The organism is Streptomyces sp. FIT100 (assembly GCF_024584805.1).
In the GTDB taxonomy this organism is placed as follows: domain Bacteria; phylum Actinomycetota; class Actinomycetes; order Streptomycetales; family Streptomycetaceae; genus Streptomyces.
This window is the reverse complement of sequence record NZ_CP075715.1, coordinates 1,086,301-1,111,215: the sequence shown is the minus strand read 5'-3', so window position 1 is coordinate 1,111,215 and position 24,915 is coordinate 1,086,301. Positions and strand designations below refer to the sequence as shown.

Annotated in this window: 24 protein-coding genes; 23 read left to right on the top strand and 1 reads right to left on the bottom strand. The window is 70.9% G+C overall.

Annotated elements, in window-relative coordinates; all coding sequences use genetic code 11:
* Positions 1-85: 85 nt before the first annotated feature.
* From mltG to nusB, 10 genes are all read left to right on the top strand, one after another.
* Positions 86-1,807 (top strand): endolytic transglycosylase MltG, encoded by a 1,722-nt coding sequence (mltG, locus tag KK483_RS04730; protein ID WP_262003949.1) that lies wholly within the window; start codon positions 86-88, stop codon positions 1,805-1,807.
* Positions 1,785-2,627, top strand: coding sequence for a shikimate dehydrogenase (locus KK483_RS04725; RefSeq protein ID WP_262003948.1), 843 nt, complete (start codon positions 1,785-1,787; stop codon positions 2,625-2,627). Before mltG ends, KK483_RS04725 begins: the two co-directional genes overlap by 23 nt.
* A complete protein-coding gene (locus KK483_RS04720; protein WP_262003947.1) occupies positions 2,624-2,971 on the top strand; it encodes a hypothetical protein in 348 nt (115 codons plus the stop codon). The genes KK483_RS04725 and KK483_RS04720 overlap by 4 nt, the downstream gene beginning before the upstream one ends.
* The gene (gene aroC / locus KK483_RS04715; RefSeq protein ID WP_262003946.1) at positions 2,968-4,152 is read left to right on the top strand and encodes a chorismate synthase; all 1,185 of its coding nucleotides are present in this window, start codon (positions 2,968-2,970) and stop codon (positions 4,150-4,152) included. The genes KK483_RS04720 and aroC overlap by 4 nt, the downstream gene beginning before the upstream one ends.
* Positions 4,149-5,795: a 3-dehydroquinate synthase gene (gene aroB, locus KK483_RS04710; RefSeq protein ID WP_262003945.1), complete on the top strand. Its 1,647-nt coding sequence runs from the start codon at positions 4,149-4,151 to the stop codon at positions 5,793-5,795. Before aroC ends, aroB begins: the two co-directional genes overlap by 4 nt.
* The gene (gene aroQ, locus KK483_RS04705; RefSeq protein ID WP_262003944.1) at positions 5,792-6,235 is read left to right on the top strand and encodes a type II 3-dehydroquinate dehydratase; all 444 of its coding nucleotides are present in this window, start codon (positions 5,792-5,794) and stop codon (positions 6,233-6,235) included. The genes aroB and aroQ overlap by 4 nt, the downstream gene beginning before the upstream one ends.
* 136 nt (positions 6,236-6,371) lie before the next feature.
* Entirely contained in the window at positions 6,372-7,283 is a 912-nt protein-coding gene (locus tag KK483_RS04700) for a Pro-rich N-terminal domain-containing protein (protein WP_262003943.1), read from the top strand.
* A 92-nt stretch (positions 7,284-7,375) separates the two neighbouring features.
* The gene (locus tag KK483_RS04695; protein WP_262003942.1) at positions 7,376-8,491 is read left to right on the top strand and encodes an aminopeptidase P family protein; all 1,116 of its coding nucleotides are present in this window, start codon (positions 7,376-7,378) and stop codon (positions 8,489-8,491) included.
* A 71-nt stretch (positions 8,492-8,562) separates the two neighbouring features.
* Positions 8,563-9,129 carry an elongation factor P gene (gene efp / locus KK483_RS04690; RefSeq protein WP_262003941.1) on the top strand — a complete coding sequence of 189 codons (567 nt, stop codon included), beginning with the start codon at positions 8,563-8,565 and terminating at the stop codon, positions 9,127-9,129.
* Between the two features lie 2 nt (positions 9,130-9,131).
* On the top strand, positions 9,132-9,563 hold the full coding sequence (nusB, locus tag KK483_RS04685) for a transcription antitermination factor NusB (RefSeq protein ID WP_262003940.1): 432 nt from the start codon (positions 9,132-9,134) through the stop codon (positions 9,561-9,563).
* Between the two features lie 213 nt (positions 9,564-9,776).
* On the opposite strand, the gene bldD is transcribed toward nusB, so the two are convergent.
* Positions 9,777-10,277, bottom strand: coding sequence for a transcriptional regulator BldD (gene bldD, locus KK483_RS04680; RefSeq protein ID WP_017945577.1), 501 nt, complete (start codon positions 10,275-10,277; stop codon positions 9,777-9,779).
* A 220-nt stretch (positions 10,278-10,497) separates the two neighbouring features.
* Between bldD and pyrR the strand changes: the two genes are divergently transcribed.
* The 13 genes from pyrR (at position 10,498) to metK (ending at position 24,898) form a co-directional block, all read left to right on the top strand.
* Positions 10,498-11,073: a bifunctional pyr operon transcriptional regulator/uracil phosphoribosyltransferase PyrR gene (gene pyrR, locus KK483_RS04675; RefSeq protein ID WP_262003939.1), complete on the top strand. Its 576-nt coding sequence runs from the start codon at positions 10,498-10,500 to the stop codon at positions 11,071-11,073.
* A gap of 126 nt (positions 11,074-11,199) precedes the next feature.
* A complete protein-coding gene (locus KK483_RS04670; RefSeq protein ID WP_262003938.1) occupies positions 11,200-12,198 on the top strand; it encodes an aspartate carbamoyltransferase catalytic subunit in 999 nt (332 codons plus the stop codon).
* A gap of 2 nt (positions 12,199-12,200) precedes the next feature.
* A complete protein-coding gene (locus tag KK483_RS04665; protein ID WP_262003937.1) occupies positions 12,201-13,487 on the top strand; it encodes a dihydroorotase in 1,287 nt (428 codons plus the stop codon).
* Positions 13,484-14,086 (top strand): hypothetical protein, encoded by a 603-nt coding sequence (locus tag KK483_RS04660; RefSeq protein ID WP_262003936.1) that lies wholly within the window; start codon positions 13,484-13,486, stop codon positions 14,084-14,086. Before KK483_RS04665 ends, KK483_RS04660 begins: the two co-directional genes overlap by 4 nt.
* Positions 14,083-15,222, top strand: coding sequence for a glutamine-hydrolyzing carbamoyl-phosphate synthase small subunit (carA, locus tag KK483_RS04655; RefSeq protein WP_262003935.1), 1,140 nt, complete (start codon positions 14,083-14,085; stop codon positions 15,220-15,222). Before KK483_RS04660 ends, carA begins: the two co-directional genes overlap by 4 nt.
* Positions 15,215-18,523 (top strand): carbamoyl-phosphate synthase large subunit, encoded by a 3,309-nt coding sequence (gene carB / locus KK483_RS04650; RefSeq protein ID WP_262003934.1) that lies wholly within the window; start codon positions 15,215-15,217, stop codon positions 18,521-18,523. The genes carA and carB overlap by 8 nt, the downstream gene beginning before the upstream one ends.
* Before the next feature lie 55 nt (positions 18,524-18,578).
* The gene (locus KK483_RS04645; RefSeq protein ID WP_262003933.1) at positions 18,579-19,691 is read left to right on the top strand and encodes a quinone-dependent dihydroorotate dehydrogenase; all 1,113 of its coding nucleotides are present in this window, start codon (positions 18,579-18,581) and stop codon (positions 19,689-19,691) included.
* Positions 19,688-20,539 (top strand): orotidine-5'-phosphate decarboxylase, encoded by an 852-nt coding sequence (gene pyrF / locus KK483_RS04640; RefSeq protein ID WP_262003932.1) that lies wholly within the window; start codon positions 19,688-19,690, stop codon positions 20,537-20,539. Before KK483_RS04645 ends, pyrF begins: the two co-directional genes overlap by 4 nt.
* Positions 20,540-20,800: 261 nt before the next feature.
* Positions 20,801-21,124, top strand: a complete 324-nt coding sequence (locus KK483_RS04635) for an integration host factor (RefSeq protein ID WP_026246651.1) — start codon at positions 20,801-20,803, stop codon at positions 21,122-21,124.
* 38 nt (positions 21,125-21,162) lie between these two features.
* On the top strand, positions 21,163-21,735 hold the full coding sequence (gmk, locus tag KK483_RS04630) for a guanylate kinase (RefSeq protein ID WP_262003931.1): 573 nt from the start codon (positions 21,163-21,165) through the stop codon (positions 21,733-21,735).
* 55 nt (positions 21,736-21,790) lie between these two features.
* Entirely contained in the window at positions 21,791-22,063 is a 273-nt protein-coding gene (rpoZ, locus tag KK483_RS04625) for a DNA-directed RNA polymerase subunit omega (RefSeq protein ID WP_005319902.1), read from the top strand.
* An 89-nt stretch (positions 22,064-22,152) separates the two neighbouring features.
* Positions 22,153-23,355 carry a bifunctional phosphopantothenoylcysteine decarboxylase/phosphopantothenate--cysteine ligase CoaBC gene (coaBC, locus tag KK483_RS04620; RefSeq protein ID WP_262003930.1) on the top strand — a complete coding sequence of 401 codons (1,203 nt, stop codon included), beginning with the start codon at positions 22,153-22,155 and terminating at the stop codon, positions 23,353-23,355.
* A 319-nt stretch (positions 23,356-23,674) separates the two neighbouring features.
* Complete coding sequence (gene metK, locus KK483_RS04615) at positions 23,675-24,898, top strand: methionine adenosyltransferase (RefSeq protein ID WP_262003929.1); 1,224 nt, start codon at positions 23,675-23,677, stop codon at positions 24,896-24,898.
* Positions 24,899-24,915: the final 17 nt, after the last annotated feature.

Sequence of the window (24,915 nt, the reverse complement as noted above, 5' to 3'; positions counted from 1 at the left end):
TTCCGCGCGACGCGGCGGCGTTCGAACAGCCGCAGCGCAACGTAGAGGCGGACCGTCCGGACCCCTCGCGGCTGTTTGGGGATCGATGACTGAGTATGGCCGGAGCCCCGGCTCCGAACCGTGGCATCCCGAGGACCCGCTCTACGGGGACCAGGGATGGAGAGGCCAGCAGGGTCAGCCCGGCCCCGCCGCGCCCTACGGTGCCCAGCAGTACCAGCCGCAGCAGCCCCCGCAGCAGCAGTACGGCGGCGACTACCAGGACCCGAACCAGCAGCAGTACGGCGGCCAGGGCCACCCGCAGCAGTACGCCGACCCGCACTACGCGCCCCAGCAGCAGTACGGCGAGCAGCAGTACGCCACCGGCAGCTGGGACACCGGCCAGCAGTACGCCACCGGCGGCTGGGACACCGGCCAGCAGCCCGTGATGCCGTACGACCCCGGTCCCGGCGCCCCCTACGGCGGCCAGACACCCGACCTCTACGGCACCCCCGACGCCTATCCGCCGCCCCAGCCGCCCGGCCACCGGGCCGCACCGGGTGAGCAGCGCGGCCGTCGCCGCGAGCCCGAGCCGGCGACCGACTGGGACGCGGAGCCGGAGGAGGAGAACCACCCGTTCTTCACCGGCGCCGACGGCGACGGCGGCGACAGCGACGGGTACGACGACGAGCCCGAGGCCGCCCGGGGCGGCGGGGGCCGCGACGGCCGCGGCAGGCCCAAGAAGCAGAAGAAGGGCCGCAGCGGCATGGCCTGCCTCATCGTCGCCGTGGTCCTCGCGGGCGGCGTCGGTGGCGCCGGATATGTCGGATACCAGTTCTGGCAGGACAAGTTCGGCGCGGCCCCCGACTTCGCGGGGCAGGGCAGCGGCAGCGTCCAGGTCGAGATCCCCCAGGGTGCGACCGGTGCCGCCATCGGCAATCTCCTCAAGGACGCCGGCGTCGTGAAGAGCGTCGACGCCTTCGTCGCCGCACAGCTGCGGAACCCCAACGGGGACAAGATCCAGGCGGGCGTCTACGACCTGAAGAAGGAAATGTCCGCCGCCAGTGCGGTAGAGCTGCTGCTCGGCACGCAGAGCCGCAATTCCCTGATCATTCCCGAAGGCAAGCGGAACGCCTGGATCTACGAACAGATCGACACCAAGCTCGGACTCGACGCTGGCACCACCAAGAAGGTCGCGGAGGACCAGGCGGAGGACCTCGGCCTGCCGGAATGGGCCACCGGTCACCCCGAGGTCAAGGACCCGCTCGAAGGATTCCTCTTCCCGGCCAGCTATCCCGTCAAGAAGGGCGCCAAGCCCGAGGACGTCCTCGCCGGCATGGTCACCCGTGCCAACGAGGAGTACACCAAGGCCAACGTGGTGGGCAAGGCCAAGTCCCTTGGCCTGGAAGGTCCTTGGGAGCTGGTCACGGTCGCCAGCCTGGTGCAGGCCGAGGGCAAGACGAAGGACGACTACCGGAAGATGGCCGAGGTGGTCTACAACCGCCTCAAGCCCACCAACACGGAAACCAACCAGCTGCTCCAGTTCGACTCCGCCTTCAATTACCTGCGCGGCGAGAGCGAAATCGAGATCAGCGAGTCCGAGATCAACAGCAACAAGGACCCGTACAACACGTATACGCGGAAGGGCCTCACCCCCGGGCCCATCGGCAATCCCGGCGCCGTGGCGCTGAACGCGTCCATGAGTCCGACCAAGGACGGCTGGATGTATTTCGTGGCGACCGACGGAAAGCACCGCACCGAATTCGCCAAGACACACGCCCAGTTCCAGGAACTGAAGGACAAGTTCAATGCACAGCAGGGCATCGACTGAGGTGCGCCGGGCAGCGGTCCTCGGATCGCCCATCGCGCACTCGCTCTCCCCGGTCCTGCACCGGGCCGCCTATGCGGCGCTCGGCCTCGGCACCTGGTCGTACGAGCGCTTCGAGGTGGACGAGACGGAGCTGCCCGCCTTCCTGGAGCGGCTGGACCCCGCCTTCGCCGGACTGTCGCTGACCATGCCGCTCAAGCGGGCGGTCATCCCGCTGCTCGACGGCATCAGCGATACGGCGGCCGCCGTCGAGGCCGTCAACACCGTCGTCATCGGCGAGGACGGCCGCCGCACCGGCGACAACACGGACATCCCCGGGATGGTCGCCGCACTGCGCGAGCGCGGCGTCGAGAAGGTCGAGTACGCGGCCGTCCTCGGCGCCGGCGCGACCGCCTCCTCGGCGCTCGCCGCCCTCTCCCGGATCTGCACCGGCCCGGTCACCGCGTACGTACGCACGCACACCCGTGCCAACGAGATGCGCGGCTGGGGCGAGCGGCTCGGCGTCGAGGTGCACACCGCCGACTGGGCCGAGGCGGGCCATGCCTTCGACGCCCCGCTGGTCGTCGCCACCACCCCGGCCGGGGCCACGGACGCCCTCGTCCCGTACGTCCCCGAGCGCCCCGGCACCCTCTTCGACGTGCTCTACGACCCCTGGCCGACCCCGCTGGCGGCGGCCTGGGCCGAGGAGGGCGGGGCCGTCGTGGGCGGCCTCGACCTGCTGGTGCACCAGGCGGTGCTCCAGGTGGAACAGATGACCGGCGTCACCCCGGCCCCGCTGGCCGCGATGCGCGCCGCCGGCGAGCAGGCCCTGTCCGAACGGTGAGCCCGGCCGCGGCCGGGCTGCCGCTCGCCGCCGACTGGGGCGGCGACATCGGCAAGGCGCTCTTCAGGACGTTGCTGCACCTCCTGCCCGACTGGCTGGAGGACCTCCTCCTCGCGCTCCTGCTGCTGGCCCTCGTGACGGTGGGGATCCGGCGGCTGCTCGCCGTCGTGCGCGCCTCACGGACCGGTGGCGGCACCGGCCCGTCGGAGGGCTCCGCCGTCCGACAGCTGGACCGGCGATCAGAGGACGCCCCCGGACGTGGGAGGATCGAGGGAGGCGGACCGGGGCCGCGCACCCGGTCGCGCCGTCGCAGTTCCAGGCGCGAGCAAGAGGAGCACCGTTGAGCAGGTTGCGCTGGCTGACCGCGGGGGAGTCGCACGGACCCGCACTGGTGGCGACGCTGGAGGGTCTTCCCGCCGGTGTCCCGGTCACCACGGACATGGTGGCGGACCACCTCGCCCGGCGGCGCCTCGGCTATGGACGCGGTGCGCGCATGAAGTTCGAGCGTGACGAGATCACCTTCCTGGGTGGTGTGCGGCACGGCCTCACCATGGGCTCACCCGTCGCGATCATGGTCGGCAACACCGAGTGGCCCAAGTGGGAGAAGGTCATGGCGGCCGACCCGGTCGACCCGGCCGAGCTCGCCGAACTGGCCCGCAACGCCCCGCTGACCCGTCCCCGCCCCGGCCACGCCGACCTCGCCGGCATGCAGAAGTACGGCTTCGACGAGGCCCGCCCGGTCCTGGAGCGCGCCAGCGCCCGGGAGACCGCGGCCCGCGTCGCTCTCGGCGCCGTCGCCCGCTCCTACCTCAAGGAGACCGCCGGCATCGAGATCGTCTCCCACGTCGTCGAGCTCGCCGCCGCCAAGGCCCCCTACGGCGTCCTCCCGACCCCGGCCGACGTCGAGAAGCTCGACGCCGACCCGGTCCGCTGCTTCGACACCGACGCCTCGAAGGCGATGGTCGCCGAGATCGACCAGGCCCACAGGGACGGCGACACCCTCGGCGGCGTCGTCGAGGTCCTCGCCTACGGAGTCCCCGTCGGCCTCGGCTCGCACGTCCACTGGGACCGCCGCCTGGACGCCCGGCTGGCCGCCGCCCTCATGGGCATCCAGGCCATCAAGGGCGTCGAGGTCGGCGACGGCTTCGATCTCGCCCGGGTGCCCGGCTCCAAGGCGCACGACGAGATCGTCGCGACCGAGGACGGCATCAAGCGCACCTCCGGCCGCTCCGGCGGCACCGAGGGCGGCCTCACCACCGGTGAGCTGCTGCGCGTACGGGCCGCGATGAAGCCCATCGCGACCGTGCCCCGGGCGCTGCGGACCGTCGACGTCGTCACCGGTGAGGCCGTCGCCGCGCACCACCAGCGCTCCGACGTCTGCGCCGTGCCGGCCGCCGGCATCGTCGCCGAGGCCATGGTCGCGCTCGTCCTCGCCGACGCCGTCGCCGAGAAGTTCGGCGGCGACAGTGTCGAGGAGACCCGGCGCAACGTGCAGTCGTACCTCGACAACCTGGCCATCCGGTGAACGGTCCACGCGTCGTACTGATCGGGCCGATGGGCGTCGGGAAGTCCACCGTCGGCGCCCTCCTCGCCGAGCGCCTCGGCACCGTCTACCGGGACACCGACGCCGACATCGTCGCCGCCGAGGGCCGCGAGATCTCCGACATCTTCATCGAGGACGGCGAGGCGCACTTCCGCGAGCTGGAGCGCGCCGCCGTACGGACCGCCGTGGCCGAGCACACCGGCGTACTGGCCCTCGGGGGCGGTGCGATCCTCGACGAGGGCACCCGCGAGCTGCTGTCCGGGCTGCCCGTCGTCTATCTCTCGATGGACGTCGAGGAGGCCGTGCGCCGCGTCGGCCTGAACACCGCCCGTCCGCTGCTCGCCGTCAACCCGCGCCGCCAGTGGCGCGAGCTGATGGAGGCCCGCCGCCACCTCTACACCGACGCCGCCCGGGCCGTCGTCGCCACCGACGACCGCACCCCCGAAGAGGTCGCCCAGGCGGTCCTCGACGCACTCGAAGAACTGCATGTCCCGGGGGACGACCCCCGGACCCCCGGCCAGGAAGAGACCATGACCGAGCAGGCAGTCACCCGTATCCAGGTCGGCGGCACCGCGGGCACCGACCCCTACGAGGTGCTCGTCGGCCGGCAGCTGCTCGGCGAGCTCCCCGGTCTGATCGGTACGAGGGCCCAGCGCGTCGCCGTCATCCACCCCGAGGCGCTCGCCGGGACCGGTGAGGCGGTCCGCGAGGACCTCGCCGGCCAGGGCTACGAGGCCGTCGCCATCCAGGTGCCGAACGCCGAGGAGGCCAAGACCGCGGAGGTCGCGGCGTACTGCTGGAAGGCGCTCGGCCAGACCGGCTTCACCCGTACCGACGTCATCGTGGGCGTCGGCGGAGGGGCGACCACCGACCTGGCCGGCTTCGTCGCGGCGTCGTGGCTGCGGGGGGTGCGCTGGATCGCCGTGCCGACGACCGTCCTCGCCATGGTCGACGCGGCCGTCGGCGGCAAGACCGGCATCAACACCGCCGAGGGCAAGAACCTCGTCGGCGCCTTCCACCCGCCGGCCGGAGTCCTGTGCGACCTCGGCGCGCTGGACTCCCTCCCCGTCCACGACTACGTCAGCGGTATGGCCGAGGTCATCAAGGCCGGCTTCATCGCCGACCCGGCCATCCTCGACCTCGTCGAGGCGGACCCGGAGGGAGCCCGCACGCCGACGGGGCCGCACACCGCCGAGCTGATCGAGCGCTCCATCCGGGTCAAGGCCGAGGTCGTCTCCAGCGACCTCAAGGAGTCGGGCCTGCGGGAGATCCTCAACTACGGGCACACGCTGGCGCACGCCATCGAGAAGAACGAGCGCTACAAGTGGCGGCATGGCGCCGCCGTCTCCGTCGGCATGGTCTTCGCGGCCGAACTCGGGCGTCTCGCCGGACGGTTGGACGACGCCACCGCCGACCGGCACCGCACGGTCCTGGAATCGGTCGGGCTGCCGCTGACGTACCGCGGCGACCAGTGGCCCAAGCTGCTGGAGACCATGAAGGTCGACAAGAAGTCCCGCGGCAACCTGCTGCGCTTCATCGTCCTCGACGGACTCGCCAAGCCGACCGTGCTGGAGGGTCCCGACCCGGCGGTGCTGCTGGCGGCGTTCGGCGAGGTGTCGGCATGAGCGGTCGCCGCGTCCTCGTGCTGAACGGGCCCAACCTCGGGCGCCTCGGCTCGCGCGAGCCCGACGTCTACGGCTCCACGTCCTACGCCGGTCTGGTCGACGCCTGCCGCACCCTGGGCAAGGAGCTCGGCCTCGACGTCGACGTGCGGGAGACGAACGACGAGGGCGAGCTGATCCGCTGGCTCCACGAGGCGGCGGACGGTTCAATTCCGGTCGTTCTCAACCCCGGTGCGTTCACGCACTACTCGTACGCCATGCGCGACGCGGCCGCCCAGCGGACCGCGCCGCTCATCGAGGTGCACATCTCGAATCCGTACACGCGCGAGGAGTTCCGCCACACTTCGGTGGTCGCTGCGGTCGCCACCGGAACGGTCGCGGGCTTCGGGATCGGCTCGTACCGCCTGGCCCTGCGGGCGCTGGCCGAGGAACTCACCGGCTGAACAGGCCCGGGACGGGCACTCCGTTCCGGCCCCGGCCGTTGCACCAGTGGCGGCCGGGGAGGGTACCGTTCGACAAGGGCCGGTCAACTGCCGCCCGACCAGCAGGAAGTCGTCGTACGAGACGGAGTGGCACCGGATGCAGCACGCAGGAGGGGCTCCGCTGCCGCCCAACGGACCGGGCGCCGCCGCATGGGAGGCGCAGCACTCCGGACAGCCGGGCCCGCCGCCCCCGCAGGGCTGGGCCGGCCCCGGCCCGCATCAGACGCCGGTGCCTCCGTCGGGCCCGCATCAGGCTCCCGTGCCGCCGGGCCCGCACCACCAGGCGCCGGTGCCGCAGTCGGGCCCGCATCAGGCTCCCGTGCCGCCGCAGGGCCCGCATCAAACGCCCATGCCCCCCTCGCCCGACACGACGGGGCATGTGCAACTGCCTCCTGGCGGCCCCGTCCCGCTGCCGATACCCACCGCGCCGCCCGCCGAGAGCGGTACGGGCTCCGCCACCCTCGCCGTGCTGCTGATAGGCCCGGCAGGCGCGGGCAAGACCACCGTGGCCCGCCACTGGGCGAGCAGCCGCCGAGTCCCCACCGCCCACGTCAGCCTCGACGACGTCCGCGAATGGGTCTGCTCCGGCTTCGCCGACCCCCAGTCCGGCTGGAACGACCAGTCCGAGGCCCAGTACCGCCTCGCCCGCCGCACCTGCGGCTTCGCCGCGCGCAACTTCCTGGCCAACGGCATCTCCTGCATCCTCGACGACGCCGTCTTCCCCGACCGCCCCGTCGTCGGCCTCGGCGGCTGGAAGCGCCACGTGGGCCCCGGCCTGCTGCCCGTCGTCCTTCTGCCCGGCCTTGAGATCGTCCTCGAACGCAACGCCGAACGCAGCGGCAACCGGCGCCTCTCCGACGAGGAGGTCGCCGGCATCCACGGCCGGATGGCCGGCTGGTACGGCTCGGGCCTCCCGATCATCGACAACTCCAAGTACGACGTCGAGACGACGGCCCGCATCCTCGACGACGTCCTCGCGCGCGCCCTCACGAGCCCTCCGGCCTGGTAGGCCGGGTCGCCGGGGCAGGCCGCCGGCGACCCGCACCCCGCTCGGACGCGCTCGACCGGCCGAATCCACGCCGCGCTCGTAGGCTCGTTGCCATGTCCGAGGTGTTCGCTGCTCGCCGTGCGAGGTTGCGAGACCGGTTCGCGGCCGCCGGGACCGCCGCTGCGCTGGTGTCGCGGCCCGCCAATGTCCGGTATCTCGCCGGGGGAGCACCCCCGGGAGCCGTGCTGCTGCTGGGGCCAGGAGGCTCCGCCGCCGACACGCTCGTCTGCCCGTGCACCCCCAACGGCGACCCCGTGGACGGCCGCCTCGACGAGGCGCTGCGCCAGACGGTCCTGCCCAGCCACGGGGGCGACCCCGCCGTGGCCGCCGCCCAGATCGCCGGGGTGGCCGGGGCCGACTCCCTCGCCGTCGAGGAGCACCACCTCACCGTCGCCCGACATCGCGCGCTGGGCTCCGTCGCGCCCCGGCTCGGCCTCGCCGACCTCGGCGGCGCCATCGAGCAGCAGCGGATGGTCAAGGACGAGGACGAGATCGCCTGTATCCGCATCGCCGCCGAGATCGCCGACCAGGCCCTCGGCGAGCTGCTCGAATCCATCCTCGTCGGCCGCACCGAGCGGCACCTCGCCCTGGAGCTGGAGCGCCGGCTCGTCGACCACGGTGCCGACGGCGCCGCCTTCCCCACCTCCGTCGCCACCGGACCCAACGCCGGACTCGGCGGCCACCGCCCCTCCGACCGGCGCGTGGAGGAGGGCGACTTCCTCACCGTCTGCCTCGGCGCCAACTACCGCGGATACCGCTGCGAGATCGGCCGCACCTTCGTCATCGGCACGACGCCCGCCGACTGGCAGATCGACCTGTACGAGCTGGTCTTCGCCGCTCAGCGGGCCGGCCGTGAGGCGCTCGCCCCCGGCGCCGAGTACCGCGACGTGGACCGCGCGGCCCGCCAGGTGCTGAACGCGGCGGGCCACGGCGAGGGCCTCGCACCCTCCACCGGGCACGGTGTCGGGCTCGAAATCGACGAGGACCCTCAGCTGGCACCTGCGGCCATGGGTAAACTGGACGCTTGTGTGCCGGTCACCGTCGAACCGGGGGTTCACCTCCCTGGCCGGGGCGGGGTCCGGATCGATGACACGCTCGTCGTACGCCAGGAGGCGGACGGCGGACCCGAGCTACTCACCATCACGACCAAGGAGCTGCTCGCGCTCTAGCCGAGCTGGCAGCGCGTACCTTCGCATCTCCTCGGTCGTCCATCAGCGTCAGTCCAGGAGATTCCGCAACCGTGGCTTCCACGAACGACCTCAAGAACGGCATGGTGCTCAAGCTCGACAACGACCAGCTGTGGTCCGTCGTCGAGTTCCAGCACGTCAAGCCCGGCAAGGGCCCGGCCTTCGTGCGCACCAAGCTCAAGAACGTGCTGTCCGGCAAGATCGTCGACAAGACGTTCAACGCCGGTGTGAAGGTCGAGACGGCCACCGTCGACCGCCGCGACATGCAGTTCTCGTACATGGACGGCGAGTACTTCGTCTTCATGGACATGCAGACGTACGACCAGCTGCTCGTGTCGCGCACGGCCGTCGGCGACGCCGCGAACTTCCTCATCGAGGGCTTCACCGCCACCGTCGCCACGCACGAGGGCGAGGTGCTCTACGTCGAGCTCCCGGCCGCCGTCGAGCTGGTCATCCAGGAGACCGAGCCCGGCGTCCAGGGCGACCGCTCCACCGGTGGCACCAAGCCCGCCACCCTGGAGACCGGCTACATCATCCAGGTCCCGCTCTTCATCACCACCGGTGAGAAGATCAAGGTCGACACCCGTTCCGGCGACTACCTCGGCCGGGTGAACGGCTAACCGTGGCTGCCCGCAACAAGGCCCGCAAGCGTGCCTTCCAGATCCTGTTCGAGGCCGACCAGCGCGGTGCCTCCGTGCGGGAGGTCCTCGCGGACTGGATCCGGCACTCGCGGTCCGACGACCGTCAGCCGCCGGTCAGCGAGTACACGATGGAGCTGGTCGAGGGGTACGCGGGGCACGCGGACCGGATCGACGAGCTCATCTCCACGTACGCGGTCGGCTGGACGCTCGACCGGATGCCGGTCGTCGACCGGAACATCCTGCGTCTGGGCGCCTACGAACTGGTGTGGGTGGACGAGACCCCGGACGCGGTGGTGATCGACGAGGCGGTGCAGCTGGCGAAGGAGTTCTCCACGGACGACTCGCCGTCCTTCGTGAACGGCATGCTTGCCCGTCTCAAGGACCTGAAGCCGAGCCTGCGCCGCGAGGCGTGACCCGAGGCGTCCCTCCACGGCCGAGCCGACGAAGGCCCGCAGCGCTTGCGCTGCGGGCCTTCGGCATGCGGGGCATGAGGGAAGAACGCGGTCGCCGCCGGACCCGGGCCCGCGCAGTGCAGCGGCGTGGGCGGCGGAGAAACGGCCGCGGGCCGGGCGAAGCAGCGCTTCCCCCGGCCCGGCGGCACGTTTCTGCTGGTGTGGGAGAGGGCGTCAGCCCTCCTCGTGGGCGACCGCTCGGCGCGCGTCCGCGTCCAGGACGCCCCAGCTGATCAGCTGCTCGGTGAGGACCGAGGGCGACTGGTCGTAGATGACCGCGAGCGTGCGCAGGTCGTCCTGGCGGATCGAGAGCACCTTGCCGTTGTAGTCACCGCGCTGCGACTGGATCGTCGCCGCATAGCGCTGCAGCGGGCCGGCCTTCTCCGCGGGGACGTGGGCGAGGCGCTCCAGGTCCAGAACGAGCTTCGGCGGCGGCTCGGCCGCGCCCCCGGGCGTGGTGCCAGGAAGGAGCTCCTGCACCGGGACGCCGTAGAAGTCGGCCAGCTCGGCCAGTCGCTGCACGGTGACGGCGCGGTCACCGCGCTCGTACGACCCGACGACGACGGCCTTCCAGCGGCCCTGGGACTTCTCCTCCACCCCGTGGAGCGAGAGCCCCTGCTGGGTACGGATGGCGCGGAGCTTGGCCCCGAGCTGTTTTGCGTATTCGCTGGACATATAGCTCCCCGGACACTGTATCGACGTGCGGCTCGGCCGCGCGGCTGGTCACTCACTGTGAGGTTACGCAGCGTTACTTGGCCGCGTCAAGCCGAATGGTCCGTACGCCCCTCCCGAGAGGGACGGCCGGAGGCCGGACGAGACCCTGATAGTGTTGACGGCGCAAATCCGACGTCCTTTAAGGTCCGTCCCGTGAGGCGGAGAAGGAGGTCCGTTTCTTATGGACACGCACAACTCCGATGTCGCACGCCCCGTTCTTGAGGGCCCCGACATCGCGCGGGTACTGACCCGCATCGCCCACGAGATCGTCGAGCGCGCCAAGGGCGCCGAAGACGTGGTGCTCCTCGGCATCCCGACGCGCGGAATCCATCTTGCCCGCAGGCTCGGCGACAAGCTCGCCGAGATCACTGGCCGCGCCGTCCCCGTCGGTTCTCTCGACATCACCATGTACCGCGACGACCTGCGGCTCCGTCCGGCCCGCGCCCTCGCGCGCACGGACATCCCGGCCGACGGCATCGACGGCCGACTGGTCGTCCTCGTCGACGACGTGCTCTTCTCCGGGCGCACGATCCGCGCCGCCCTCGACGCGCTGAACGACATCGGCCGGCCCCGAGCCGTCCAGCTCGCCGTCCTCGTCGACCGCGGCCACCGCGAACTGCCCATCCGAGCCGACTACGTCGGCAAGAACCTCCCGACGTCGCTGCGGGAGACGGTCAAGGTCCACCTCGCCGAGGAGGACGGTCGCGACACCGTGCTGCTCGGCGTCCGTGAGACCGCCCCGGCCGGCGAGCAGTAGCACCCCGTACGGCCCCGCACCCGGAACCCGGTCCGAAGCCGGGACCGGCGCCTGCGACCGAAGCCCTACGGCCTGCGCCTGCGCGCCCCCTGCCCCGCACACCGCCACCCACCGGAGCACACCCAGATGAAGCGCCACCTCATCTCGGCCGCCGACCTCACCCGCGACGACGCCGTCCTCATCCTCGACACCGCCGAGGAGATGGCCCGGGTCGCCGACCGGCCGATCAAGAAGCTGCCCACCCTGCGCGGCCGCACCGTCGTCAACCTCTTCTTCGAGGACTCCACGCGGACCCGGATCTCCTTCGAGGCCGCCGCCAAGCGCCTCTCCGCCGACGTCATCAACTTCTCCGCCAAGGGGTCGTCGGTCTCCAAGGGCGAGTCCCTGAAGGACACCGCGCTGACCCTGGAGGCGATGGGCGCCGACGCCGTCGTCATCCGCCACCACGCCTCCGGCGCCCCCTACCGCCTCGCCAACTCGGGGTGGATCGACGGCGCGGTCGTCAACGCGGGCGACGGCACCCACGAGCACCCCACCCAGGCCCTGCTGGACGCCTTCACCATGCGCCGCCGCCTCGTCGGCCGGGACGCGGGCACAGGACGCGACCTGGAAGGCCGCCGCATCACCATCGTGGGCGACATCCTGCACAGCCGCGTCGCCCGCTCCAACGTGCACCTGCTGACCACGCTCGGCGCCCACGTCACCCTGGTCGCCCCGCCCACGCTGGTGCCGGTCGGGGTCGGCAGCTGGCCGTGCGACGTGTCGTACGACCTCGACGACGTGCTGCCCAAGTCCGACGCCGTGATGATGCTGCGCGTGCAGCGGGAGCGGATGAACGCCGCCTTCTTCCCGACCGAGCGCGAGTACTCGCGCCGCTACGGCCTGGACGGCGACCGGATGGCCCGGATGCCCGAGCACGCCGTCGTCATGCACCCCGGCCCGATGAACCGCGGTATGGAGATCACCGCCGAGGTCGCGGACTCCGACCGCTGCACCGCCGTCGAGCAGGTCGCCAACGGCGTCAGCATCCGGATGGCCGTGCTCTACCTGCTTCTGGGCGGCGCTGTGTTCGATTCGGACACCGCGCCCGCCGTCACCCACTCGCGCACCGAGGAGAACAAGTGAAGATGAGCAAGATCCTGATTCGTGGCGCGCAGGTGCTCGGCGGCGACCCGCAGGACGTCCTGATCGACGGCGAGACCATCGCTCAGGTGGGTGAAAGCCTCGAAGCCGGCGACGCCACCGTCGTCGAGGCCGAGGGCAAGATCCTGCTCCCCGGCCTGGTCGACCTGCACACCCATCTGCGTGAGCCGGGCCGCGAGGACTCCGAGACCGTCCTCACCGGCACCCGCGCCGCCGCGAGCGGCGGCTTCACGGCCGTCTTCGCCATGGCCAACACCTTCCCCGTCGCCGACACCGCCGGCGTGGTCGAGCAGGTCTGGCGCCTCGGCAAGGAGCACGGCTACTGCGACGTCCAGCCCATCGGCGCCGTCACCGTCGGCCTTGAGGGCAAGAAGCTCGCCGAGCTCGGCGCCATGCACGACTCCGCCGCGGGCGTCACCGTCTTCTCCGACGACGGCAAGTGCGTCGACGACGCCGTGATCATGCGCCGCGCGCTGGAGTACGTGAAGGCGTTCGGCGGCGTCGTCGCCCAGCACGCCCAGGAGCCCCGCCTCACCGAGGGCGCCCAGATGAACGAGGGCGTCGTCTCCGCCGAGCTGGGCCTCGGCGGCTGGCCCGCCGTCGCGGAGGAGTCGATCATCGCCCGCGACGTCCTCCTCGCCGAGCACGTCGGCTCCCGCGTCCACATCTGCCACCTGTCGACCGCCGGCTCCGTCGAGATCGTCCGCTGGGCCAAGTCCCGCGGCATCGACGTCACCGCCGAGGTCACCCCGCACCACCTCCTCCTCACCGACGAGCTGGTCCGCACGTACAACCCGGTCTACAAGGTCAATCCGCCGCTGCGCACCGAGCGCGACGTCATGGCGCTGCGCGAGGCCCTCGCCGACGGCACGATCGACATCGTCGCCACGGACCACGCCCCGCACCCGCACGAGGACAAGGACTGCGAGTGGGCCGCCGCCGCGATGGGCATGGTCGGCCTGGAGACCGCCCTGTCCGTCGTGCAGCAGACGATGGTCGAGACGGGGCTGCTGACCTGGGAGGGCGTCGCCGACCGCATGTCCTTCGCGCCCGCCAGGATCGGGCGCGCCGAGGGCCACGGCCGCCCCGTCTCGGCTGGTGAGCCCGCCAACCTCACCCTGCTCGATCCGGCATACCGTGGAAGCGTGGACCCCGCGGGCTTCGCCTCCCGCAGCCGCAACACCCCCTACGAGGGCCGCGAGCTGCCGGGTCGCGTCACCCACACCTTCCTGCGGGGCCGGGCGACGCTCATGGACGGGAAGCTGGCGTGACACCACTCATCATTCAGGCGGCCGAGGAGACCGGGCAGAAGTCGGCGGAGGTGACCGACTGGGCGGCCCGCCTCGGCTGGGTCGCCGGACTGCTGGCCTTCATCGCCCTCGTCTACTGGCTGATGCGCCAGGGCTGGAAGTGGCGCGGCGAACTCCAGTCGGGCCTGCCCGAGCTGCCCGCGGTCCCCGAGAAGCCCGGTGCGCCCCTGCTCACCCTCAGCGGTCGCTACCACGGCTCGACGACGGCGGGCCAGTGGCTCGACCGGATCGTCGCCCGCGGTCTCGGCACCCGCAGCCGCGTCGAACTGACGCTCAGCGATGCCGGGATCGACGTCGTGCGCCCCGGGGCGGCCGACTTCTTCATCCCGGCCGCGGCCCTGCGCGGTGCCCGCCTCGACAAGGGCATCGCCGGCAAGGTCCTCGCCGAGGGCGGACTCCTCGTCGTCACCTGGGCGCACGGCGACAAGGAACTCGACTCCGGCTTCCGCTCCGACCACGCGGCCGAGCACACCGCCTGGGTCGAAGCGGTCAACGCGGTCAACGCAGTCAACGCACAGAACCACCAGCACACGCACACGACGGAAGGCGCCGCACGATGACGACCTCCACCAGGGGAACACGCGTTCCCGCCGTACTCGTCCTGGAGGACGGCCGTACCTTCAGCGGCCGGGCCTACGGGGCCGTGGGGGCGACCTTCGGCGAGGCCGTGTTCTCCACCGGGATGACCGGCTACCAGGAGACCCTGACCGACCCGTCGTACCACCGCCAGGTCGTGGTGATGACCGCCCCGCACGTCGGCAACACCGGCGTCAACGACGAGGATCCGGAGTCGTCCCGCATCTGGGTGTCCGGATACGTCGTGCGCGACCCCGCCCGTGTGCCGTCCAACTGGCGGGCGAGGCGTTCGCTGGACGAGGAGCTCAGGGCGCAGGGCGTCGTCGGCATCAGCGGCATCGACACCCGTGCGCTGACCCGCCATCTGCGCGAGCGCGGTGCCATGCGGGTCGGGATCTTCTCCGGCAACGCGCTGCCCGACGAGGGCACGATGCTGGCCGAGGTGCGCCAGTCGCCGGAGATGACGGGCGCCGACCTGTCGGCCGAGGTCGCCACCAAGGAGACGTACGTGGTGCCGGCGATCGGTGAGAAGAGGTTCACCGTCGCCGCGGTCGACCTGGGCATCAAGGGCATGACCCCGCACCGGATGGCCGAGCGCGGCATCGAGGTGCACGTCCTGCCGGCCACGGCGAGCGCCGAGGACGTGTTCGCCGTCGGCCCCGACGGGGTGTTCTTCTCCAACGGTCCGGGTGACCCGGCCACCGCGGACGGCCCCGTGGCCGTCATGCAGGCCGTGCTGGAGCGGGGGACCCCGCTCTTCGGTATCTGCTTCGGCAACCAGATCCTGGGCCGTGCCCTGGGCTTCGGCACGTACAAGCTGAAGTACGGCCACCGCGGCATCAACCAGCCGGTGCAGGACCGTACGACCGGCAAGGTCGAGGTCACCGCGCACAACCACGGCTTCGCCGTGGACGCCCCGCTCGACACGGTCTCCGAGACCCCCTACGGCCGCGCCGAGGTCTCCCACGTCTGCCTCAACGACAACGTGGTGGAGGGCCTCCAGCTGCTCGACCGGCCGGCCTTCAGCGTCCAGTACCACCCCGAAGCCGCAGCGGGACCGCACGACGCCGCGTACCTGTTCGACCGCTTCGTATCCCTGATGGAGGGCCAGCGTGCCTAAGCGCACCGATATCCAGTCCGTCCTGGTCATCGGCTCCGGCCCGATCGTCATCGGCCAGGCCGCCGAGTTTGATTACTCCGGCACCCAGGCGTGCCGGGTCCTCAAGTCCGAGGGCCTGCGCGTCATCCTGGTGAACTCCAACCCGGCGACGATCATGACCGATCCGGAGATCGCCGACGCCACGTACGTCGAGCCGATCACCCCCGACTTCGTCGAGAAGATCATCGCGAAGGAGCGCCCCGACGCGCTCCTGCCCACCCTGGGCGGCCAGACCGCGCTCAACACGGCGATCTCGCTGCACGAGAACGGTGTCCTGGACAAGTACGGCGTCGAGCTGATCGGCGCCAACGTCGAGGCGATCCACAAGGGCGAGGACCGCGACCAGTTCAAGACGGTCGTCGAGGCGGTCAAGGCCAGGATCGGCCACGGCGAGTCCGCCCGCTCGGTCATCTGCCACTCCATGGACGACGTCCTCAAGGGTGTGGAGACCCTCGGGGGCTACCCGGTCGTCGTGCGCCCCTCGTTCACCATGGGCGGCGCGGGCTCCGGCTTCGCGTACGACGAGGACGAGCTGCGCCGGATCGCGGGCCAGGGCCTGACGCTCTCGCCGACCACCGAGGTGCTCCTGGAGGAGTCCATCCTCGGCTGGAAGGAGTACGAGCTGGAGCTCATGCGCGACAAGCACGACAACGTCGTGGTCGTCTGCTCCATCGAGAACTTCGACCCGATGGGCGTGCACACCGGTGACTCGATCACCGTCGCGCCGGCGATGACGCTGACCGACCGCGAGTACCAGATCCTGCGCGACATCGGCATCGCGGTCATCCGCGAGGTCGGCGTGGACACCGGCGGCTGCAACATCCAGTTCGCGGTCAACCCCGACGACGGCCGGATCATCGTCATCGAGATGAACCCGCGGGTCTCCCGCTCCTCGGCCCTGGCGTCCAAGGCGACCGGTTTCCCGATCGCGAAGATCGCGGCCCGGCTCGCGGTCGGCTACACACTGGACGAGATCCCCAACGACATCACGGAGGAGACGCCCGCGTCCTTCGAGCCCACGCTCGACTACGTGGTCGTCAAGGCCCCGCGGTTCGCCTTCGAGAAGTTCCCGCAGGCCGACTCGACCCTGACGACCACCATGAAGTCGGTGGGCGAGGCCATGGCCATCGGCCGGAACTTCACGGAGGCGCTCCAGAAGGCGCTGCGCTCCCTGGAGAAGAAGGGCTCGCAGTTCGACTTCACCGGCCCCGTCGGCGACAAGGACGATCTGCTGGGTGAATCGGTCCGTCCCACCGACGGCCGGATCAACACCGTGATGCAGGCCATCCGCGCCGGAGCCACCCCGCAGGAGATCTTCGACGCCACGAAGATCGACCCGTGGTTCGTCGACCAGCTCTTCCTCATCAAGGAGCTCGCCGACGAGCTGGCCGAGGCCGAGGAGCTCGACCCCGAGCTGCTCGGCGAGGCCAAGCGGCACGGCTTCTCCGACGCCCAGATCGCCGCGGTCCGCGGTCTGCGCGAGGAGGTCGTCCGCGAGGTCCGGCACGCCCTGGGCATCCGCCCCGTCTACAAGACGGTCGACACCTGCGCCGCCGAATTCGCCGCGAAGACCCCGTACTTCTACTCCTCCTACGACGAGGAGAACGAGGTCGCGCCGCGCGAGAAGCCCGCCGTGATCATCCTCGGCTCCGGACCCAACCGCATCGGCCAGGGCATCGAGTTCGACTACTCCTGCGTCCACGCCTCCTTCGCGCTCAGCGACGCGGGCTACGAGACCGTGATGGTCAACTGCAACCCCGAGACCGTCTCCACCGACTACGACACCTCCGACCGGCTCTACTTCGAGCCGCTCACCCTGGAGGACGTCCTGGAGATCGTCCACGCCGAGACGCTCGCCGGCCCGGTCGCCGGTGTCGTCGTCCAGCTCGGCGGCCAGACCCCGCTGGGCCTGTCGCAGGCGCTGAAGGACAACGGCGTGCCGATCGTCGGCACGTCCCCGGAGGCCATCCACGCCGCCGAGGACCGCGGCGCCTTCGGCCGCGTCCTCGCCGACGCCGGGCTCCCGGCGCCCAAGCACGGCACCGCGACCACCTTCTCCGAGGCCAAGGCCATCGCCGACGAGATCGGCTACCCCGTCCTCGTACGCCCGTCCTACGTGCTCGGCGGCCGCGGCATGGAGATCGTCTACGACGAGACCCGCCTGCAGACCTACATCGCCGAGTCCACCGAGATCGGCCCCGACCGGCCGGTCCTCGTCGACCGCTTCCTCGACGACGCCATCGAGATCGACGTCGACGCCCTCTACGACGGCACCGAGCTCTACCTCGGCGGCGTCATGGAGCACATCGAGGAGGCCGGCATCCACTCCGGCGACTCGGCCTGCGCCCTCCCCCCGATCACCCTCGGCGGCTTCGACATCAAGCGGCTGCGCGCCTCCACCGAGGCAATCGCCCGCGGCGTCGGGGTCCGCGGACTGATCAACATCCAGTTCGCCATGGCCGGGGACATCCTCTACGTCCTGGAGGCCAACCCGCGCGCCTCCCGCACCGTCCCGTTCACCTCCAAGGCGACGGCCGTGCCGCTCGCCAAGGCGGCCGCCCGCATCTCGCTCGGCGCCACCATCGCCGAACTGCGCGAAGAGGGCCTGCTGCCCGCGGACGGCGACGGCGGCACGCTCCCCATGGACGCGCCGATCTCCGTCAAGGAGGCCGTCATGCCGTGGAGCCGCTTCCGCGACATCCACGGCCGGGGCGTCGACACCATCCTCGGCCCGGAGATGCGCTCCACCGGCGAGGTCATGGGCATCGACTCGGTCTTCGGCACGGCCTACGCCAAGTCCCAGGCAGGCGCCTACGGCCCGCTGCCCACCAAGGGACGCGCCTTCATCTCCGTCGCCAACCGCGACAAGCGCTCGATGATCTTCCCCGCGCGTGAGCTCGTCGCCCACGGCTTCGAACTCCTCGCCACCTCCGGCACCGCCGAGGTCCTCAAGCGCAACGGCATCAACGCCACGATCGTGCGCAAGCAGTCCGAGGGCGAGGGCCCGAACGGCGAGAAGACCATCGTCCAGCTCATCCACGACGGCCAGGTCGACCTCATCGTCAACACCCCGTACGGCACCGGCGGCCGTCTCGACGGCTACGACATCCGCACGGCGGCCGTCGCGCGCGGCGTCCCCTGCCTGACGACGGTCCAGGCGCTCGCCGCCGCCGTCCAGGGCATCGACGCGCTCAACCACGGCGGCGTGGGCGTGCGCTCACTCCAGGAACATGCGGAACACCTGACCGCGGCCCGCGACTAGCAGCCCACGAGGGGGACACCGGAAACGGTGTCCCCCTCCTCATGAGGACACCGACATGTACAAGCTGTTCTTCAACCTGCTCTTCAAGCGGATGGACCCGGAAGACGCCCACCACCTGGCCTTCCGCTGGATCCGTCTCGCGGTCCGCATCCCCGTGCTGCGCACCATCGCCGCGGCGGCCCTGGCCCCCCGGTACAAGGAACTGCGCACCGAGGCGCTCGGCCTGCGCATGCACGGCCCCTTCGGACTCGCCGCCGGCTTCGACAAGAACGCCATCGCCGTCGACGGCATGGCCATGCTCGGCTTCGACCACGTCGAGATCGGCACGGTCACGGCCCGGGCGCAGCCCGGCAACCCGAAGAAGCGGCTCTTCCGGCTCGTACCGGACCGTGCCCTGATCAACCGCATGGGCTTCAACAACGAGGGCTCGGCCGCGGTCGCCGCCCGCCTCGCCACCCGCCACGAGATCTTCCGGACCACCGTCGGCGTCAACATCGGCAAGACCAAGGTCGTCCCCGAGGAGGAGGCCGTCGCCGACTACGTGACCTCGACCGAGCGGCTCGCCCCCTACGCCGACTACCTCGTGGTGAACGTCAGCTCCCCGAACACCCCCGGCCTGCGCAACCTCCAGGCCACAGAGGCCCTGCGCCCGCTGCTCAGCGCCGTGCGCGAGGCCGCCGACCACACCGTCCCCGAGCGCCGCGTCCCGCTCCTCGTCAAGATCGCGCCCGATCTCGCCGACGAGGACGTCGACGCCGTCGCCGACCTGGCCGTCGAGCTCGGCCTGGACGGCATCATCGCCACCAACACCACCATCGCCCGCGACGGCCTCGGCCTGGCCTCCGACCCGGCGCTGGTCAAGGAGGTCGGCGGCCTCTCCGGCGCACCCCTCAAGCAGCGCTCCCTGGAGGTGCTGCGCCGCCTGTACGCCCGTGTGGGCGACAGCATCACCCTCGTCGGCGTCGGCGGCATCGAGAACGCCGACGACGCCTGGCAGCGCATCCTCGCCGGCGCCACCCTCGTCCAGGGCTACAGCGCCTTCATCTACGAGGGTCCGCTCTACGCCCGCGCCATCCACAAGGGCCTCGCCGCACGCCTGGCCGCCAGTCCGTACGCCACCCTCGCCGAGGCCGTCGGCGCCGAGACCCGAAAGGCAGCCACCGCATGAGCCCTCTGGAGAGCTCGGAACCCTTCGGCGCCCGGCTGCGCCACGCCATGGACACCCGCGGGCCGCTCTGCGTCGGCATCGACCCGCACGCCACGCTGCTCACCGCGTGGGGCCTGAACGACGATATCGCGGGTCTGGAGCGCTTCACCCGCACCGTCGTCGAGGCGCTCGCCGACCGGGTCGCCGTGCTCAAGCCCCAGTCGGCGTTCTTCGAGCGCTTCGGCTCGCGCGGTATCGCGGTCCTGGAGAAGGCCGTGGCGGAGGCGCGCGCCGCCGGGACCCTGGTGCTGATGGACGCCAAGCGCGGCGACATCGGCTCGACCATGGGCGCGTACGCCGAGACGTTCCTGCGCAAGGACTCGCCGCTCTTCTCGGACGCGGTCACGGTCTCGCCGTACCTCGGCTTCGGCTCGCTCCGCCCGGCCCTGGACCAGGCCGTGATCAACGGCTGCGGGGTCTTCGTCCTCGCCCTCACCTCCAACCCGGAGGGCGCCGAGGTGCAGCGCTCCACGGCGGCCGGCGGGGTCTCGCTCGCCCAGCTCATGCTGAACCACATGGCGGACGAGAACGCGGGCGCCGAGCCGCTCGGCTCGGTCGGCGCGGTCGTCGGTGCCACCCTGGGCGAGGCCGGTGTCGACCTGGACATCAACGGCCCGCTGCTCGCGCCGGGCATCGGCGCCCAGGGCGCCACCCCCGCGGATCTCCCGGGCGTCTTCGGCAGCGCCGTCGGGAACGTCGTCCCGAGCGTCAGCCGAGGCGTCCTGCGCCACGGGCCGGACGTCGCGGCGCTGCGCGAAGCGGCCGCCCGCTTCGCCGACGAAGTGCGCACGGCCGTCGCCGGAGCGTGACCGAAGAGCGCCGAGTGGACCCTGAGTCGCGTTCTTCATGGACGGTTTCTTGACAGAAACCGGGGTCTTATGTCTGGAATATCCAGGTCGGCCGATGCTGACCAGGACTTTTCCGCTGTTCTCGCTGACTGGAGCGGTCTCGGCCGCTAGTCTCCGTCGAGAGCAAACGTGCACTGCGTTGCTCGTTGCTCGCCTGGTGTGGGGCGACTAGGTTCCTCACCGGTCCGTATCCGACAGTTCGACATCCGAGGTGACGTAGGCGTGGCTCTTCCGCCCCTTACCCCTGAACAGCGCGCAGCCGCGCTCGAAAAGGCCGCCGCGGCTCGCCGGGAGCGGGCCGAGGTCAAGAATCGACTCAAGCACTCCGGCGCCTCCCTCCACGAGGTGATCAAGCAGGGCCAGGAGAACGACGTCATTGGCAAGATGAAGGTCTCCGCCCTGCTCGAGTCCCTCCCCGGCGTGGGCAAGGTCCGCGCCAAGCAGATCATGGAGCGGCTCGGCATCTCCGAGAGCCGCCGGGTGCGAGGTCTCGGCTCCAACCAGATCGCCTCCCTCGAGCGCGAGTTCGGCAGCACCGGCGCCTGACGTCCGGGGCACTGCCGGGAAACTGGAATAATCGCTGCATGGCAGCAGAGGTACGTCCGCGGCTGACCGTGCTCTCCGGCCCCTCCGGGGTCGGTAAGAGCACGGTCGTCGCCCATATGCGCAAGGTCCACCCCGAGGTCTGGCTCTCGGTGTCGGCCACCACCCGAAAGCCGCGCCCCGGCGAGCGTCACGGTGTCCAGTACTTCTTCGTCAGCGACGAGGAATTCGACAAGCTGGTCGCCAACGGTGAGCTCCTGGAATGGGCAGAATTCGCGGGCAATCGCTACGGCACCCCGCGTCGCGCCGTGCTCGAGCGCCTGGAGGCGGGTGAGCCGGTGCTGCTGGAGATCGATCTCCAGGGCGCCCGGCAGGTCAAGGAGTCCATGACGGACTCCCAGCTGGTCTTCCTCGCCCCGCCGAGCTGGGACGAGCTGGTCCGCCGGCTCACCGGCCGGGGCACCGAGTCCTCGGACGTCATCGAGCGCCGTCTCGAAGCCGCCAAGGTCGAACTCGCCGCCGAATCGGAGTTCGACACCACCCTGGTCAACACCTCCGTCGAGGACGTGGCGCGTGAGCTGCTAGCCTTGATGCTGCTGTCTTCTGGGGAATGACCCCCGGATCCCCACAGTGTCTGAAATTTTTTTCCCATCTTTCGGAAGGTAGAGCGTGTCCTCTTCCATCACTGCGCCCGAGGGCATCATCAACCCGCCGATCGACGAGCTGCTCGAGGCCACGGACTCGAAGTACAGCCTCGTGATCTACGCGGCCAAGCGCGCGCGTCAGATCAACGCGTACTACTCGCAGCTCGGTGAGGGCCTGCTTGAGTACGTCGGTCCGCTCGTCGACACGCACGTCCACGAGAAGCCGCTCTCGATCGCCCTGCGTGAGATCAACGCGGGTCTGCTGACCTCCGAGGCCATCGAGGGCCCGGCCCAGTAGGCGTCACGGTTTTTGGACCACAGGCCCGGCAGCGCACCTGCCGGGCCTGTGGTGTGTCATAGGTACGGAGCCGAGTGCGGGGAGACGCAGTGGACAAGCCGAAGGTCGTCCTGGGGGTCAGCGGTGGCATCGCCGCCTACAAGGCGTGCGAGCTGCTTCGACGGCTGACCGAGTCGGGCCACGACGTGCGCGTCGTGCCCACCGCGTCGGCGCTCCACTTCGTCGGCGCCGCGACCTGGTCGGCGCTCTCCGGGCACCCGGTGGCCACCGAGGTCTGGTCGGACGTCCACGAGGTGCCCCATGTGCGGATCGGCCAGCAGGCCGACCTCGTCGTCGTCGCGCCGGCGACCGCCGACATGCTGGCCAAGGCCGCCCACGGCCTCGCCGACGACCTGCTCACCAACACCCTGCTCACCGCCCGCTGCCCCGTCGTCTTCGCGCCCGCGATGCACACCGAGATGTGGGAGCACCCCGCCACCCAGGAGAACGTGGCCACGCTGCGCCGCCGTGGCGCCGTCGTCGTCGAGCCCGCCGTCGGCCGGCTCACCGGCGTCGACACCGGCAAGGGGCGGCTGCCGGACCCGGGCGAGATCTTCGAGGTCTGCCGCAGGGTGCTCGCCCGCGGCGCCGCCCTCCCCGACCTGGCCGGCCGCCACGTGGTGATCAGCGCCGGAGGAACGCGCGAGCCCCTCGACCCGGTGCGCTACCTGGGCAACCGCTCCTCCGGCAAGCAGGGATACGCCCTGGCGCGCACCGCGGCGGCCCGTGGCGCCCGGGTGACCCTGATCGAGGCCAACACCGGCATGGCGGACCCGGCGGGCGTGGACGTCGTCCACGTGGGCACTGCCGTGCAACTGCGCGAGGCCGTGCTCAAGGCCGCCTCCGACGCCGATGCCGTCGTGATGGCCGCGGCCGTCGCCGACTTCCGCCCCGCGACGTACGCCGAAGGCAAGATCAAGAAGAAGGACGGCCAGGAGCCCGCGCCCATCGTTCTCGTGCGTAATCCGGACATCCTTGCCGAGATCTCCGCCGACCGGGCCCGTCCCGGCCAGGTGATCGTCGGTTTCGCCGCCGAGACCGACGACGTGCTCGCCAACGGCCGCGACAAGCTCCGCCGCAAAGGCTGCGACCTGCTCGTCGTCAATGAGGTGGGGGAGCGCAAGACCTTCGGCTCGGAGGAGAACGAAGCCGTGGTCCTTGCGGCGGACGGCGCCGAGACGCCCGTACCGTACGGGCCGAAGGAGGCCCTCGCGGACACCGTGTGGGACCTCGTGGCGCCCCGTCTGGCCTGAGCGCGCGGATGTCGAGCGCGATGTGATGTGCCGCACCCGGCGACAGGAGGCGTCATCCGGGTGAATCTGGGGCGAACTTCACAGTCACGAACCATTCACCCCAATGTCGGCGACAAACTTGCCGAATGCGGGCATTTCGGGCAGGTGTGGGTCCTGTCCGAGGTTCCCTCTCCACGGTCTTTCGCCTCCCACGAAGCGAGACACGTGGTCCAACGGCCGAAGGTGCCCGATAAACTGTCCCTCGGAACGACGCGGGGCGCAGCCCCCCGGCCGGTCCGCCAATGATCAGCCAGCAGCCGCTGCAACCCCAGGGAGCGTTGTGTCCCGTCGCCTGTTCACCTCGGAGTCCGTGACCGAGGGCCACCCCGACAAGATCGCTGACCAGATCAGTGACACCATCCTCGACGCGCTGCTCCAGGAGGACCCCTCCTCGCGCGTCGCCGTCGAGACGTTGATCACCACCGGCCTGGTTCATGTGGCCGGCGAGGTGACGACGAAGGCATACGCCGACATCGCCACGCTGGTGCGCAACAAGATCCTCGAGATCGGTTACGACTCCTCGAAGAAGGGCTTCGACGGCGCTTCCTGCGGTGTCTCCGTGTCCATCGGCGCCCAGTCGCCGGACATCGCCCAGGGTGTCGACACGGCGTACGAGTCGCGGGTCGAGGGTGCCGCCGCAGGCGGAGTCGCGGACGAGCTGGACAGGCAGGGCGCGGGTGACCAGGGCCTGATGTTCGGGTACGCGTGCGATGAGACGCCCGAGCTGATGCCGCTGCCGATCTATCTGGCGCACCGGCTGTCGCGCCGACTGTCCGAGGTGCGTAAGAACGGGACGATCCCGTATCTGCGTCCGGATGGCAAGACGCAGGTCACCGTTGAGTACGACGGTGACAAGGCGGTGCGGCTGGACACGGTGGTGGTCTCCTCGCAGCACGCCTCCGACATCGACCTGGACTCGCTGCTGGCGCCGGACATTCGCGAGTTCGTTGTCGAGCACGTGCTGAAGCAGCTCGTCGAGGACGGCATCAAGCTGGACACCGAGGGCTACCGGCTGCTGGTCAATCCGACCGGGCGTTTCGAGATCGGTGGCCCGATGGGTGACGCGGGTCTGACCGGGCGGAAGATCATCATCGACACGTACGGGGGCATGGCCCGTCACGGCGGTGGGGCGTTCTCGGGCAAGGACCCGTCGAAGGTGGACCGTTCGGCGGCGTACGCGATGCGCTGGGTGGCGAAGAACGTGGTGGCCGCGGGTCTGGCGTCGCGCTGCGAGGTGCAGGTGGCGTACGCGATCGGCAAGGCCGAGCCGGTCGGTCTGTTCGTGGAGACCTTCGGCACCGCCGCCGTCGACGCGGAGAAGATCGAGAGCGCGATCGGTGCGGTCTTCGATCTGCGTCCGGCCGCGATCATCCGGGATCTCGACCTGCTGCGGCCGATCTACGCGCAGACGGCGGCGTACGGTCACTTCGGACGCGAGCTGCCCGACTTCACCTGGGAGCGCACCGACCGCGTCGACGCGCTGCGCGCCGCCGCAGGGCTCTGACCTCGTCCCACCACGCA